This window comes from Kluyvera sp. 1366 (genome assembly GCF_054823405.1).
The window spans coordinates 44,065-57,813 of sequence record NZ_JBTRDW010000007.1 but is presented as its reverse complement, the minus strand read 5'-3'; the positions used below and the strand labels follow the sequence as shown (position 1 = coordinate 57,813).

The 13,749-nt window shown below is 55.0% G+C and carries 12 protein-coding genes; 1 reads left to right on the top strand and 11 read right to left on the bottom strand.

The window, feature by feature from the left end; all coding sequences use genetic code 11:
• Positions 1-84 precede the first annotated feature (84 nt).
• The 11 genes from ACVLVH_RS16545 to nnr form a co-directional block, all read right to left on the bottom strand.
• Positions 85-1,383 (bottom strand): adenylosuccinate synthase, encoded by a 1,299-nt coding sequence (locus tag ACVLVH_RS16545; RefSeq protein ID WP_192412263.1) that lies wholly within the window; start codon positions 1,381-1,383, stop codon positions 85-87.
• 180 nt (positions 1,384-1,563) lie between these two features.
• Entirely contained in the window at positions 1,564-1,761 is a 198-nt protein-coding gene (locus tag ACVLVH_RS16540) for a DUF2065 domain-containing protein (protein WP_008103612.1), read from the bottom strand.
• A 57-nt stretch (positions 1,762-1,818) separates the two neighbouring features.
• Positions 1,819-2,823 (bottom strand): protease modulator HflC, encoded by a 1,005-nt coding sequence (gene hflC / locus ACVLVH_RS16535; RefSeq protein WP_101762865.1) that lies wholly within the window; start codon positions 2,821-2,823, stop codon positions 1,819-1,821.
• Positions 2,824-2,826: 3 nt separating this feature from the next.
• Complete coding sequence (hflK, locus tag ACVLVH_RS16530; protein WP_101762864.1) at positions 2,827-4,062, bottom strand: FtsH protease activity modulator HflK; 1,236 nt, start codon at positions 4,060-4,062, stop codon at positions 2,827-2,829.
• Between the two features lie 227 nt (positions 4,063-4,289).
• Entirely contained in the window at positions 4,290-5,570 is a 1,281-nt protein-coding gene (hflX, locus tag ACVLVH_RS16525; protein ID WP_007892011.1) for a ribosome rescue GTPase HflX, read from the bottom strand.
• A gap of 80 nt (positions 5,571-5,650) precedes the next feature.
• Entirely contained in the window at positions 5,651-5,968 is a 318-nt protein-coding gene (gene hfq / locus ACVLVH_RS16520) for an RNA chaperone Hfq (protein WP_101762863.1), read from the bottom strand.
• Between the two features lie 110 nt (positions 5,969-6,078).
• Positions 6,079-7,020, bottom strand: a complete 942-nt coding sequence (gene miaA / locus ACVLVH_RS16515) for a tRNA (adenosine(37)-N6)-dimethylallyltransferase MiaA (protein ID WP_110867436.1) — start codon at positions 7,018-7,020, stop codon at positions 6,079-6,081.
• Complete coding sequence (gene mutL, locus ACVLVH_RS16510; protein WP_498949776.1) at positions 7,013-8,866, bottom strand: DNA mismatch repair endonuclease MutL; 1,854 nt, start codon at positions 8,864-8,866, stop codon at positions 7,013-7,015. The genes miaA and mutL overlap by 8 nt, the downstream gene beginning before the upstream one ends.
• A gap of 43 nt (positions 8,867-8,909) precedes the next feature.
• Entirely contained in the window at positions 8,910-10,568 is a 1,659-nt protein-coding gene (gene amiB / locus ACVLVH_RS16505) for an N-acetylmuramoyl-L-alanine amidase AmiB (protein WP_280172135.1), read from the bottom strand.
• Positions 10,565-11,041: a tRNA (adenosine(37)-N6)-threonylcarbamoyltransferase complex ATPase subunit type 1 TsaE gene (gene tsaE / locus ACVLVH_RS16500; protein WP_192236117.1), complete on the bottom strand. Its 477-nt coding sequence runs from the start codon at positions 11,039-11,041 to the stop codon at positions 10,565-10,567. Before tsaE ends, amiB begins: the two co-directional genes overlap by 4 nt.
• Before the next feature lie 3 nt (positions 11,042-11,044).
• Complete coding sequence (gene nnr, locus ACVLVH_RS16495) at positions 11,045-12,562, bottom strand: bifunctional ADP-dependent NAD(P)H-hydrate dehydratase/NAD(P)H-hydrate epimerase (protein ID WP_498949773.1); 1,518 nt, start codon at positions 12,560-12,562, stop codon at positions 11,045-11,047.
• On the opposite strand from nnr, the gene queG reads away from it, so the two are divergent.
• On the top strand, positions 12,561-13,700 hold the full coding sequence (gene queG, locus ACVLVH_RS16490) for a tRNA epoxyqueuosine(34) reductase QueG (protein ID WP_137386612.1): 1,140 nt from the start codon (positions 12,561-12,563) through the stop codon (positions 13,698-13,700). The two genes, nnr and queG, sit on opposite strands and share 2 nt — an antisense overlap.
• The last annotated feature ends 49 nt before the right edge of the window (positions 13,701-13,749 follow it).

The following is a 13,749-nucleotide window of genomic DNA, read 5'->3' as shown; positions in this document are numbered from 1 at the left end:
GTATCGATATTTGCAAGAAAAAATAGAGTGAGTGGAGTCAAAGATTAGAAATACAAAGGCCGGACAGAGTCCGGCCTGAGGAGATTATGCGTCGAACGGGTCGCGCAGAATCATGGTCTCACTGCGGTCTGGGCCGGTAGAAATAATATCAATCGGCACACCGGTCACTTCTTCTACACGTTTGATGTAGTCACGTGCAGCTTGCGGCAGACCTTCCAGCGTCTTAACGCCGAATGTGGTCTCGCTCCAGCCTGGCATGGTTTCGTAAATCGGCTCAATGCCTTCCCAGCCTTCAGCTGCCAGCGGCGTGGTGGTCATTTCGCGGCCATCTGGCATGCGATAAGCCACACAGATTTTCACTTCTTTCAGGCCATCCAGCACGTCCAGTTTGGTCATGCAGAAACCTGACAGGGAGTTGATCTGTACGGCACGGCGAACGGCAACCGCATCCAGCCAGCCGGTACGACGACGACGACCGGTGGTCGCGCCGAACTCGTTACCTTGAGCACACAGGAACTCGCCGGTTTCATCGAACAGTTCGGTCGGGAATGGACCGGCACCCACGCGCGTTGAGTAGGCTTTCACGATACCCAGCACGTAATCAACATAGCGTGGACCAATACCTGAACCCGTCGCTACGCCACCTGCGGTGGTGTTTGAGGAGGTCACGTATGGATAGGTACCGTGGTCGATATCCAGCAGCGTACCCTGCGCACCTTCAAACATGATCAGGTCGCCACGCTTGCGCGCGCCGTCCAGCAGATCAGACACATCAACCACCATGCTGGTAATGATATCGGCCACCGCCAGCGTATCACTCAGCACTTTTTCGTAGTCAACTGCGTCGGTTTTGTAATAGTTAACCAGCTGGAAGTTGTAGAAATCGACGATCTCTTTCAGCTTCACCGCAAAGGTTTCTTTGTTGAAGAGATCGCTCACGCGCAGACCGCGACGTGCCACTTTATCTTCATAGGCAGGACCGATACCGCGACCGGTGGTGCCGATAGCTTTAGCGCCACGCGCTTTTTCGCGCGCCACATCCATTGCTACGTGGTACTGCAGAATCAATGGGCAGGCTTCAGAGATCAACAGACGTTCACGTACCGGCACACCGCGCTCTTCCAGACCTTTCATCTCTTTCATCAGCGCTTCAGGCGACAGGACAACGCCGTTACCAATGATGCTGATAACGTTTTCACGCAGAATGCCAGATGGAATTAAGTGGAGGACGGTTTTTTCACCGTTGATGACAAGTGTGTGGCCTGCATTATGGCCACCTTGGTAACGCACGACGTAATTCGCGCGCTCTGTCAGAAGGTCTACGATCTTACCTTTACCTTCGTCACCCCATTGGGTGCCCAGTACGACGACGTTCTTACCCATTTTTTCAAAATCACCGATTGCTTAAAAATGGATTCTACCACCTGACTTTTACTCTTTCAGCACTTTTAGCATACGATTGCGCTGTTTTTTGCCTGAGTTTTGCTCAGCTCACAACATGTTGGGGGAACAGCGGCCAACAGACACAATTGAGTCGGGCGGCCTCACATAATTTCAGGCTGATTAACGCGCATGCATGCTGATCATGGCGTAAATCACCACGCCGGCCACCACTAAACCGCCACCAAAACGATGCAAGAGACGATCGGGCAACTGCGTCATCGCCAGAATCATCCGCCGCCACGCACGTGGCATAAACATCGGTCCAAGTCCTTCCAGCACCAAAACCAAAGCCAGCGCCATCCAGATGGTTGAGTTCATGATTTTTTCCCAAAAAAAAGGCCGACAACATTGTCGGCCTGGACTTTATATCAGTTCTTAACGCGTGGCGTTAGAGGGCGCTTTCATATAGCGGAAGAAATCGCTATCCGGGCTCAGCACCAGCACATCCTGATTGTCTGAGAAGCTATTCTCATAGGCGCGCAGGCTGCGGATAAAGGCATAGAAATCCGGATCCTGGCTGAAGGCATCAGCAAACAGTTTTGCCGCTTCACCATCACCTTCACCGCGCGAAATCAGCGCTTCACGCTGTGCTTCTGCCAGCGTGCGCGTAACCTGATAATCGGCCTGTGCACGCAGTTTCTCTGCCTCTTCCTGACCTTGTGAACGCTGACTACGCGCTACCGCTTCACGCTCGGCGCGCATACGGTTGTAGATCGCGTCAGACACTTCAGTCGGCAGGTTGATCTGTTTGATGCGCACGTCGACAACTTCAATACCTAACGCAGCCATGCTGTTCGGGTTTGGTGCCGGCTCACTGCTGTTGGTTTCACGTTCTACACGTGCTGCCGCACTCGCAATCGCATCATCCGCTGCTGGCGTCTGAACGTCATCATCATTGCCAGCGCTGCCGGTGTTCAGGGCATCACGCACGTCGGTGGTTAAACGGCCACGTGAATCGGTCACGATGTCTTTCACATCCAGACGACCCATTTCAGAACGCAGACGGTCACTGAACTTACGTTTCAGCAGCACTTCTGCCTGAGAAACGTCGCCACCACCGGTTGCCAGGTAGTAACGGCTGAAGTCACTGATGCGCCACTTGATATAAGAATCAACGATCAGGTCTTTTTTCTCTTTGGTAACAAAGCGGTCAGCCTGGTTATCCATGGTCTGAATGCGCGCATCCAGTGATTTCATGGTTTCGATAAACGGAATTTTGAAATGCAGACCCGGTGCGTACACCAGCGGTTTGTTTTCGTCATCACGCAGAACCTTACCAAAGCGCAGCACGATGCCGCGTTGGCCTTCCTGCACCACGAACAGTGACGCGTAAAGCACCACCAGCACTACAATAATTACGGCGATGATTGGCTTACGCATCGATTACTCCCTCCCCTGGCGCTGGGTATCGTTGCGCAGCGCATTGGCGCGACGCTGATCCATGATGCTGTCTGGACTGTAAGATGAAGAATCTCCACGGCTCGCATTACTATCGGACGACGAAGGAGACTTCATTAGATTCGTCATTTTCTGACCGCCCTGGCCAGATGCCTGACCACCGCGCATCAGTTGATCCAATGGCAGGACCGTCAAATTATTACCACGATCGCTGATCAATACCTTGCGGGTATGACTCAGCACACGTTCCATGGTTTCAATATAGAGACGCTCTTTCGTGATTTCTGGTGCAGCTTTATATTCAGGCAGCAAGCGAGCAAAACGCGCCACTTCACCCTGCGCTTCTAACACCGTACGTTCTTTGTAAGCACGACCCTCTTCGAGGATACGTTGCGCCTGACCATTAGCACGCGGCTGAACTTCGTTCGAATAAGCTTCAGCTTCACGAACATACTGTTCACGGTTTTCACGCGCGGCAATCGCATCATCAAACGCGGCTTTTACTTCTTCTGGTGGGCGTGCCGCCTGGAAGTTTACGTCCAGCAGGGTAATTCCCATGTTGTACGGACGGATGGTCTCGTCAAGCTCACGCTGAGTTTCGCTACGTACCACGGTACGACCTTCCGTCAGGATGCGGTCCATAGTTGAGCGACCAATCACGCCACGCAAGGCGCTGTCGGTGGCCTGACGCAGGCTGTCGTCGGCACTGGTCACGGCATACAGATAACGCTCAGGATCCGTCACGCGATACTGCACGTTCATCTCAACGCGCACTACGTTCTCATCCGACGTCAACATCACGCCAGACGCCGCCAGTTCACGTACGGCTTCTACGTTTACGGCGCGAACCTGATCGACGAAAGTCGGTTTCCAGTTGAGGCCTGGCTCAACCAGATGGCTAAATTTGCCAAAGCGCGTGACGACGCCACGTTCCGCTTCTTTGATGGTGTAGAAACCGCTAGCCGCCCAGATAACGACTGCCGCTACGGCAACAATGCCAACCACTTTGCCACCGCTACCGCCGCTGCGCTGGCCATTGTCATTCTGTTTGCCACCGCCCAGTCCGCCGAGTTTTTTACTCAACTTTCGGAAGATATCATCCAGATCAGGTGGTCCCTGATCGCGACCTCCTTTATTTCCCCCAGAGTTGCCGCCTTGATTATTGCTGCTTCCCCACGGGTCGCGGTCCTGTCCGTTATTTCCGGGCTGATTCCACGCCATGTTTCTACTCCATTTATTGTATTTACGTTTTTTACCCTTCATCTTTCGGATTGCAGCTTCGTTGGCTGCCTTCGTTCACCCCAGTCACTTACTGATGTAAGCTCCTGGGGATTCACTCAGTTGCCGCCTTGCTGGAATCCGAAATATTCGGGTAAATCCTGCACATACGGCCTGCAACGATAATGACGACAATCTAAAAGATATTGAGTAAAGGCGTTTGGGCAATTTCAAACAATATAACTGGCTAGCGACGGCTCTTGTTTACACAGACGACGCCAATCAACTATCGGCATACGCACGTGCAAACTCACACAGCCATCATCTTCATTCCATTCTTTTTCTATAGCATGCAACTGATAAAAACGACTGCGCAAACGGCCCGCTTCCGGCGGCAGACGTAAATCGTACTGCGCGATTTCACCGGCTAAACGCTCAGAGAGCGCCTGCCACAGCAACGGCAGACCCACGCCGCTCTGTGCAGATAACCACACACGAATCGGCTGGTTCTCTTCGTTGCGATCGATACGCGGCACAAAGTCCTCAAGCATATCGATTTTGTTCATGATCAACAGCGCCGGAATTTCGTCAGCTTCAATCTCTTCCAGAACTTCATTTACTGCATCAATGTTGTCATTCACACGCAAATCGGCGGCGTCAATCACATGCAGCAGCAATGTCGCCTGACGCGTTTCCTGCAGCGTGGCTTTAAACGCCGCGACTAAGTCGTGCGGCAAATGACGGATAAAACCAACGGTGTCTGCTAAAACCACTTCACCTACATCCGCCACATTCAAACGACGCAATGTCGGATCAAGTGTCGCGAACAGTTGATCCGCTACGTACACATCCGCAGAGGTAATCGCGTTGAACAGGGTGGATTTACCGGCGTTGGTGTAACCCACCAGCGAAACGGTTGGCACGTCAGCTTTGGCACGCGCTTGTCTGCCCTGATCGCGCTGTTTTTCGACGCGTTCAAGACGGGAGAGAATCTGACTGATACGGCCACGCAGCAAGCGTCGGTCCGTTTCCAGCTGAGTTTCACCCGGACCACGTAAACCGATACCGCCTTTCTGGCGTTCAAGGTGTGTCCATCCGCGAACCAAACGGGTTGCTAAATGGCGTAGTTGTGCCAGCTCGACCTGCAATTTACCCTCATGGGTGCGGGCGCGCTGGGCGAATATATCGAGAATTAAGCCGGTGCGATCGATTACGCGACATTCGCACAGCCGTTCAAGATTACGTTCCTGAGCAGGAGTTAAGGCATGATCGAATAAAACGACCGATGCTCCACTCGCTTTTACCGCATCGGCAATTTCAACTGCCTTTCCTTCACCGACAAAATATTTGGGATGTGGCGCTTTACGGCTGCCCGTAATGACTTGCAGCGCTTCAACGCCCGCAGAAGAGACAAGAGTTTCAAACTCCTGCAAATCTTCCAGCTCTTTGTCTTGGGAGAACCAGATGTGTACCAGTACGGCCTGCTCACCGGCATCATAACGGTCAAACAAGCTATAACCTCGCTAAAATAAAATAACCAGGACAGGAAAACGTGCTCGTTCTCCAGCCCTGGCTTTACGGCAGCGCAAAATTATTCTGCGTTATCGCCGTCTTGTTGTGGCTGCGACTGAGCGCTTTGATTGCTTCCGCTGTGATGATAGTTGCTGCTACCACCGCTGCCGCCCGCGTTATTGCTATGGTGCGACACTGGACGAGAAGGAACCACTGTAGAGATGGCGTGTTTATACACCATCTGGCTGACCGTGTTTTTTAACAGAATGACGAACTGATCAAAGGATTCAATTTGCCCTTGCAGCTTAATACCATTCACCAAATAGATCGAAACCGGTACACGTTCACGACGCAATGCGTTCAAAAACGGGTCTTGTAAAGATTGCCCCTTAGCCATTCTATCTTTTCCTTATATGCTTGTTGTTTGTTGCTTTAAGAACCGTGGTTCAGAAAAACTGCGTAAAAATTTGCGCACGATAACGGACCAATTGTACACAATCATCCCTGCTACGCACTAACTACCTTAAGCACCGCATTACGCGCTAACTCTGGCTCATCACTGTTTAACCAGTGTACTTCAGGCCAGCCACGTAACCAGGTCATCTGGCGTTTAGCGAGCTGCCGAGTGGCGCAAATTCCCCGATAAACCATTTCGTCGTAATCGATTTCACCCGACAAATAAGACCACATCTGGCGATAACCGACACAACGAATGGAAGGCATGTCCGTATGCAAATCACCTCGCGCAAACAGTGCACGAGCCTCCGCTTCAAATCCTGACGCTAGCATCTGGTCGTAACGCAACGCAATGCGTTGATGTATCAGTTCACGACTCGCAGGTGCGATAGCAAACTGGTACACGTCGTAGGGTAACGCTTCGCCGGAGGTTTTTGTCAGTTCCGTTAAAGTTTTACCCGAAATAAAAAAAACTTCCAGTGCTCGCGAAAGTCTCTGCGGATCATTCGGATGAATACGACTACCGGCGACCGGATCGATTTCACACAGCTGACGGTGCAAGGCTTCCCACCCTTTCTCCGCCGCCATTTGCTCTATTCGCTGACGCACCTCGGGATCGGCCGAGGGCAACGGCGACAATCCTTCAAGTAATGCCTTGAAGTAGAGCATGGTTCCACCAACAAGCAACGGAATCTTCCCCTTCCGGGTGATATCCGCCATTTCTGCCAACGCATCGCGACGAAATTCTGCGGCGGAATACGCTTCCGCCGGATCGCGAATGTCCAGCAAACGATGGGGCGCCAGTGCTAACTCTTCTGCCGACGGTTTCGCCGTGCCAATATCCATCCCGCGATAGATTAAGGCAGAGTCAACGCTAATAAGTTCCACCGGAAGTTGCTGACGCAGCGAAATCGCTAATGCCGTCTTACCGGAGGCGGTAGGCCCCATCAAAAAAATTGCCTTTGGCCGGCTAGCCTGGTTTAGTTCACTCATGCTTCAACGCGTTTAGCGCGCTCTCAATCTCAATGGTCTGCAACAGACCTGAAGGCGGCGACTTAAGCAGTTGCGGACAAAGCCTTTCCAGCTCTGCCAGCAGTGCAATCGCCTGCGAGTGATTCCAGTGAGCGTCTTCTGCATCATCTCGACGCGCCAGCCATTGGGCCAACGTGGATGCAGAAACCTCTTGCTGCCGGGCCAGGTAGCCTAACAGTTCTGGAATCAAGATTTGTAAATTTTGTGTTCGTAACGGTAAAGGCACCGCGCGCAGCGTCACGTGCTGCCCTTCTCGTTGTAAATCAATGCCCATCTGGCTCAGCAGCGCGGCATGAACGGCGATGGCAGCCAGCTCGGGCGCAGCAATTTTCAGGCGCACCGGGATCAGCAGCGGCTGCGGTTTTAAACCCTCTTCCCCTGGTTCAAGCTGGGCCTGTTTTAGCCAGCGCGCCGCCACGGCCAGCGATAACAATTGCAATGCGCTACCACGTTCCAGCAGCGCATAACGATCCTGCAAAACGCTTAACACGCGGCCAAAACTTTGCGCATGAGCGGCCAGCGGCGCTTCACGCTTTTCCGGCAAACGCACCGGAGCCACGGCAGGAACTGGCGCCGCGCGCGGCGTTTCTACCATCGGCGTTTTCATCAACTGCTTATAGGCATTACCTTCACGCGCACTGTAAACCGGCTCTTTATTCTGCCAATTCGCATTCGCGGCCGCAGAAGCCCCGCCGCTGCGTGGCGTGTTGCTGGGTTGTGCAAAGTGGTTCGCGCCTGCCGCCTGACGGTTTTCTGGCTGCCACTTCGGCGCAGGTTCTTCGGCGTGGGCGATGGGCAATTCCGGCGCGCGGCTGGCTTGCAGCGCACTCATCACGCCTTGCCAGATAAAATCATGTACCAGACGCGACTGATGAAAACGCACCTCGTGCTTAGCCGGATGGACGTTGACATCCACCTGATGCGGGTCGATCTCCAGATAGAGCACGTAAGCTGGCTGCTGATCGTCACCAAGCTGCGTTTGATAAGCCTGACGAATCGCGTGATTGATGAGCTTGTCGCGCATCATGCGTCCGTTGACGTAGCAATATTGCAGATCGGTAACCTGGCGCGAACCGTGAGGATCGGCGACCCAACCGCGCAGCGCTAAATCATCGTGCTGCCACTCAATGCGTAAAGCGTGCTGCATAAACGTGGTGCCGCAAATGGCCCCTAAACGCCGCTCCCGCTGCGCATCTTCACTGACCGCGCGATACTGACGCATTAACTTACCGTTGTGGCTAAGCGAAATAGCGACGTCAAAGCGTGCCAGCGCAATACGACGAATCACCTCATCGATATGGGTAAACTCGGTCTTTTCAGTGCGCATGAATTTGCGGCGAGCGGGCGTGTTATAGAACAGGTCGAGCACTTCCAGCGAGGTGCCCACCGGATGCGCAGCCGGTTTCACCGTCACATCCATGTCGCGCCCTTCCGCGTAGGCTTGCCAGGCTTCGCTTTGGTCGGCGGTGCGTGAAGTCAGCGTTAAACGAGAAACGGAACTGATACTGGCGAGCGCTTCGCCACGAAAGCCGAGGCTCATGATCGCCTCAAGGTCATCAAGCGAAGCAATTTTGCTGGTCGCATGCCGCGCCAATGCCATTGCAAGCTCGGCTTTGGCGATGCCGCAGCCGTTGTCGCGAATGCGGATGAGCTTCGCGCCACCTTTCTCAATATCGACGTCAATGCGCGTGGCGCCGGCATCAAGGCTGTTTTCCACCAGCTCTTTTACGACCGACGCCGGGCGCTCAACCACTTCGCCTGCGGCAATCTGGTTCGCCAACTGCGGCGGTAAAATCTGTATTGGCATGGTGGTGATCCTTCTGGCTGGTTGGCTCACGGGGAGCCAACAATCAGGATTGCGGAATTTTTAAGTTTTGCCCCAGCATCACATTGCTCGACTTCATATTATTCGCCTGCATGATGGCTTTTGAGCTCACGCCATAGTGCGCGGCAATCGCCGTGAGGGAATCACCGCGCACCACTTTATGCCGGGTTGGACGACTCGCCGCCACGCTGACGCTGGATTTCGCGGGCACCTTCAGGCGCTGTCCCACCCAAACCACATCGCGCTTCAGGCTATTCATCTCACGTAACGTCGCCATGCTCACGCCATATTTTGCCGCGATGCCCGACAGCGTTTCGCCACGCGTGACGGTATGACGCTGCGTTGCGCCGGTATATTGCACCGTACCGGTCGCCGGGTTGCTGGCGACGCTAACCGCTGGTGCGCTGTCCAGCGGCCGGTTTTCCTCCTTTGGGATCGATTGCAGCGGATGCGTAAGGAAATAATTGCGCAGGCCTTTATAAATCGACTGAGCAATCTTCTCCTGATACGCGCTGCTGCCAAGCAGCCGCTCCTCCGCGGCATTACTAATAAAGCCGGTTTCGACCAGTAAAGAGGGAATATCCGGGGAACGTAAAACGCCAAGGCTGGCATGTTCCGGCAGACGCTTATGCAGCGGCGTAATACCGCGCAACTGCTGCAGGACTTTGACGGCGACGTCATAACCTACACGCTGTGAATGACCAAACTGCAAATCCAGCACTGCCTGGCTAAGATAGGGATCGGCCTGGCTGTTCGCCAGCAGATCCCCTGCGCCGCCCAGCAGCTCAGATTGTTTCTCTTTCTGTTCCAGCCAGTTCGCCATTTCGTTATTGGCGCGGCGGTTAGACAGCACCCAAACCGATGCGCCGGTTGCCGAGTGATTTGGCGCGGCGTCGGCGTGAATGGATACCAGCAGGTTCGCGTTCTCTTTACGCGCCACTTCTGAGCGGCCCATTACCGAGATGAAATAGTCGCCGTTACGCGTCAGCACCGGTTTGAACATCGGATCCTGATCCATCAGCGCTTTCAACTTACGCGCAATTGAGATGGTGACATTTTTCTCGTGCAAACCGTGCTGGCCGGATGCGCCGGGATCCTGACCGCCGTGCCCGGCATCAATCGCCACAATTACCACATCGTTGCGACTAACCGAGTTGCCGGGACGCACGGTGGTATTGCTGCTGGTCACCGCTGTCACCTGATTGGCGTTGAACGGATTGCCCTGGCTGCTGCTGCTCGGCTGGCTTTCACGCGCGGTGGTAACAGGCGCGGCAGCGGCCGGGCGCTTCGCTGGCTGCGTCCCACGAATGGTGAACACCACGCGATAATTACTGCCATCGCGCTGCGTGCTGGCGCGCGTCTGCGCGGGCTGCGTCAGTTCGAATACCAAACGCAGGCTTTGCTTATCCTTCGGCTGGCTATGGCGAATGCGCTGCACAATATTTTCGCCGCTAAAATTGAGCGGCAATCCTTTAATCGCGCCGCTTTGACGAATATCCAGCACTACACGATTGGGATTGTGCAGCGGAAAAAAGCCATACACGGGCTGACCGTTAAAACTCAGAGTAACGGTGGCCTGGCTATCGCCATTCTCGACTTTGATATCTGATAACGTTGCAGACAACGCCGAGGCAGAAAACAGGCACAGCAAGCTCAGTACAATGATTTTCATCCGTGACATCATGCCGGATCCCTGCCTTGCTGGAATTGGGTTAACAGCGCTTCGCCCGTGGCGGAAATCGCGCTTATTTCGGCTTCACGCGCCGCATCCACGTAGCGCAACGTCAGCGCTAAATCGGGCTCAGGCAGCACGCCAGTACCCTGCTGCGGCCACTCCACCAGACAGAGCGCATCGCCGGTGAAATAGTCGCGGATGCCCATGAACTCTAGCTCTTCGGGATCGGCAAGACGATAAAGATCGAAATGGTACAGCGTGCGAGAGCCGAGCTCGTAGGGCTCGACCAGCGTATACGTTGGGCTTTTTACATTGCCTTGATGGCCGAGCGCCTGCAGAAAACCACGGCTAAAGGTGGTCTTACCGGCACCCAAATCGCCATAAAGATAGATCACCAGCGCGCTGTTGCAGACGCGCGCCAATTGCGCACCCAGATTCAGGGTTGCCGCCTCATCGGGCAAAGGGATAACACAGGTCTTCATGCTTTATTGTTGGATCATCTCTGGATTAACAAACTGCCACAGCAGCTCGAACAAATCAGTAGCTAACATGCCGCGAGTACCGCGCTGACGCGCGACGGCATCGGCTGTTGCCCCATGCGCGACACAGCCTGCGCAGGCTGCATCAAGTAATGTCAGTTTCTGGCCGAGCAGAGCGGCAATAATCCCGCTCAGCACATCGCCCATGCCGCCAGACGCCATGCCCGCGTTGCCCACATCGGCAATGGCGATGTCACCCGCCGCGCTGGCAATCACCGTGCCCGCGCCTTTCAGAACCACCACGCCGCCGTAGCGTTTCGCCAAGGCGCGCGCAGCGTGTAAGCGGTCACTCTCAATCTCGCTAGTTTTCACCCCCAGCAAGCGCGCAGCTTCGCCGGGATGCGGCGTAATGATGCGATTCTGACGGTTATCCTGCTTGATTGCCAGCAGGTTAAGCGCATCCGCATCCCAAAGCATCGGCTTTTCACTGGCCGCGATCTTTTTCAGTGCCTTCTGAGCCCAATCGCGCTGGCCGAGCCCCGGCCCAACGGCGATCACATCCGCCCACTCCAGCGCCTGATCCAGCCGTTCATCGCTCAGCGCGTCAACCATTAACTCCGGTCGCGCGGTGAGAATCGGGCCAATATTACCTTCATGTGTCAGCACGCGCACAAGTCCGGCGCCGGTTCGCAGGGCGGCTTCACCGGTCATGCGAATCGCGCCCGCCGTGCCGCTGTCGCCGCCGACCACCAATAGCCGCCCCTGATCACCTTTATGAGAGGTAGCGCGACGTGGTTTCAGCCAGCGCGTTAAATCCCCGGCGTCATAGCGTGAAATCGGTGCCTGCTCAGCGGCAAGATATGCCGACAAGCCCAACTCATGGTTGTGCAGAACGCCAACGTAATCGCGCGCCTTGCCGGTCAGTTGGCCGGGTTTCAGCGTAATCATGCTCAACGTGTGATCGGCGATGACCGTTTTGCCCGGCGCCGTGCCATTAGCCGCCAGCAAACCAGAGGGAATATCGATCGCCAGCACCGGTGCGGCATGCGCGTTGATGAGTGCGATCAGGCGATCGTAGGGATCGGCGGGCGCGCGAGTCAGGCCGGTGCCGAGCAGCGCATCGACAATCACCTCAACCTGCTCCGGCCAGGGCGCATCCGCCGCGTGAATCACACCGCCCGCCGCCAGCCATGCGTCTTGCGCCTGCTGCGCCTCTTCTGGCAGAGCTTTACTGCCCGCACACGCCAGCAGCGTCACGTTCAATCCTGCTGCCTGCGCCAGTCGCGCCACCACATAACCATCGCCGCCATTGTTGCCGTGCCCGCACAGGATCAACCAATGCTGCGCCTGCGGCCACAGCTGGCGGCCTAATTCATAGCTGGCTTGGCCCGCACGTTGCATCAGCTCAAACAGCGTTAAGCCCAGGCTATCGGCGGCATCGCGTTCCAGTTGCGCCATCGCCTGCGCAGGCCAGACAGAGTGTGTTAAACTGCGCGCGTTTGCTTCAATTGCCTGGTTTCTCATGTCATATCCTCTCGATCTTCAACAGCTCGCTGAACAAATTAAACAGTGGGGACGCGACCTCGGCTTCCAACAGGTCGGTATTTGCGATACCGATCTGAGCGCCGAAGAGCCCAAACTGCAGGCGTGGCTGGATAAGCAATATCACGGCGAGATGGATTGGATGGCGCGCCACGGCATGATGCGTGCGCGGCCGCATGAGCTGCTGCCTGGCACGCTGCGCGTGATTAGCGTACGCATGAATTACCTTCCAGCTAAAGCCGCCTTTGCCAGCACCTTAAAAAATCCGCAGTTGGGCTATGTAAGCCGCTATGCGCTGGGCCGCGACTATCACAAAGTATTGCGCAATCGACTGAAAAAGCTCGGAGAAATGATTCAGGCGCACTGTGGCGAACGCAATTTTCGTCCGTTCGTCGATTCCGCGCCAATTCTGGAACGCCCGATTGCCGCTAAAGCCGGTTTAGGCTGGACCGGCAAACATTCGCTGATCCTCAACCGCGAAGCGGGTTCGTGGTTCTTCCTCGGCGAACTGCTGATTGATCTGCCGTTACCGGTCGATCAGCCCCAGGAAGAGCAGTGTGGACGCTGTGTCGCCTGTATCACTATCTGCCCCACTTCCGCCATCGTCGAACCTTACGTGGTCGATGCGCGTCGCTGCATCTCCTATCTCACCATCGAGTTGGAAGGCGCAATTCCTGAAGAGTTCCGTCCGCTGATTGGTAATCGAATTTATGGCTGTGACGATTGCCAGCTGATCTGCCCGTGGAATCGTTACGGCCAGTTAACCGATGAAGATGATTTCTCGCCGCGCGCGGTGCTGCATGCGCCGCCGCTCACCGATCTGTTCAAATGGGATGAAGCCAAATTTCTGCGTATCACCGAAGGTTCAGCGATTCGGCGTATTGGGCATTTGCGCTGGTTGCGAAATATTGCGGTGGCATTGGGCAATGCGCCCTGGGCAGAAGAAAATATGGCGGCATTAGCATTGCGCAGCGGCGAACATCCCCTGCTTGATGAGCATATTGAATGGGCGATTGCACAGCAGTTGCAGAAACGCGCGGCGCAAGCGGTAGAAGTGCAGCCAGCGAAGAAACAGCGGCTGGTGCGCGCGGTCGAAAAAGGCCTGCAACGTGATGCGTGATTGAGCAGTCGCACAGGATAAAACGCTTTTCCACATGCTGTGAATAAAA

What these genes read in the sequence shown, in the direction of transcription:
- mutL (WP_498949776.1), bottom strand. Translation starts at nt 8,866, where the DNA reads ATGCCAATACAGATTTTACCGCCGCAGTTGGCGAACCAGATTGCCGCA.
- amiB (WP_280172135.1), bottom strand. Translation starts at nt 10,568, where the DNA reads ATGATGTCACGGATGAAAATCATTGTACTGAGCTTGCTGTGCCTGTTT.
- hflC (WP_101762865.1), bottom strand. Translation starts at nt 2,823, where the DNA reads ATGCGTAAGCCAATCATCGCCGTAATTATTGTAGTGCTGGTGGTGCTT.
- ACVLVH_RS16540 (WP_008103612.1), bottom strand. Translation starts at nt 1,761, where the DNA reads ATGAACTCAACCATCTGGATGGCGCTGGCTTTGGTTTTGGTGCTGGAA.
- ACVLVH_RS16545 (WP_192412263.1), bottom strand. Translation starts at nt 1,383, where the DNA reads ATGGGTAAGAACGTCGTCGTACTGGGCACCCAATGGGGTGACGAAGGT.
- tsaE (WP_192236117.1), bottom strand. Translation starts at nt 11,041, where the DNA reads ATGAAGACCTGTGTTATCCCTTTGCCCGATGAGGCGGCAACCCTGAAT.
- hflK (WP_101762864.1), bottom strand. Translation starts at nt 4,062, where the DNA reads ATGGCGTGGAATCAGCCCGGAAATAACGGACAGGACCGCGACCCGTGG.
- queG (WP_137386612.1), top strand. Translation starts at nt 12,561, where the DNA reads ATGTCATATCCTCTCGATCTTCAACAGCTCGCTGAACAAATTAAACAG.
- miaA (WP_110867436.1), bottom strand. Translation starts at nt 7,020, where the DNA reads ATGAGTGAACTAAACCAGGCTAGCCGGCCAAAGGCAATTTTTTTGATG.
- hfq (WP_101762863.1), bottom strand. Translation starts at nt 5,968, where the DNA reads ATGGCTAAGGGGCAATCTTTACAAGACCCGTTTTTGAACGCATTGCGT.
- nnr (WP_498949773.1), bottom strand. Translation starts at nt 12,562, where the DNA reads ATGAGAAACCAGGCAATTGAAGCAAACGCGCGCAGTTTAACACACTCT.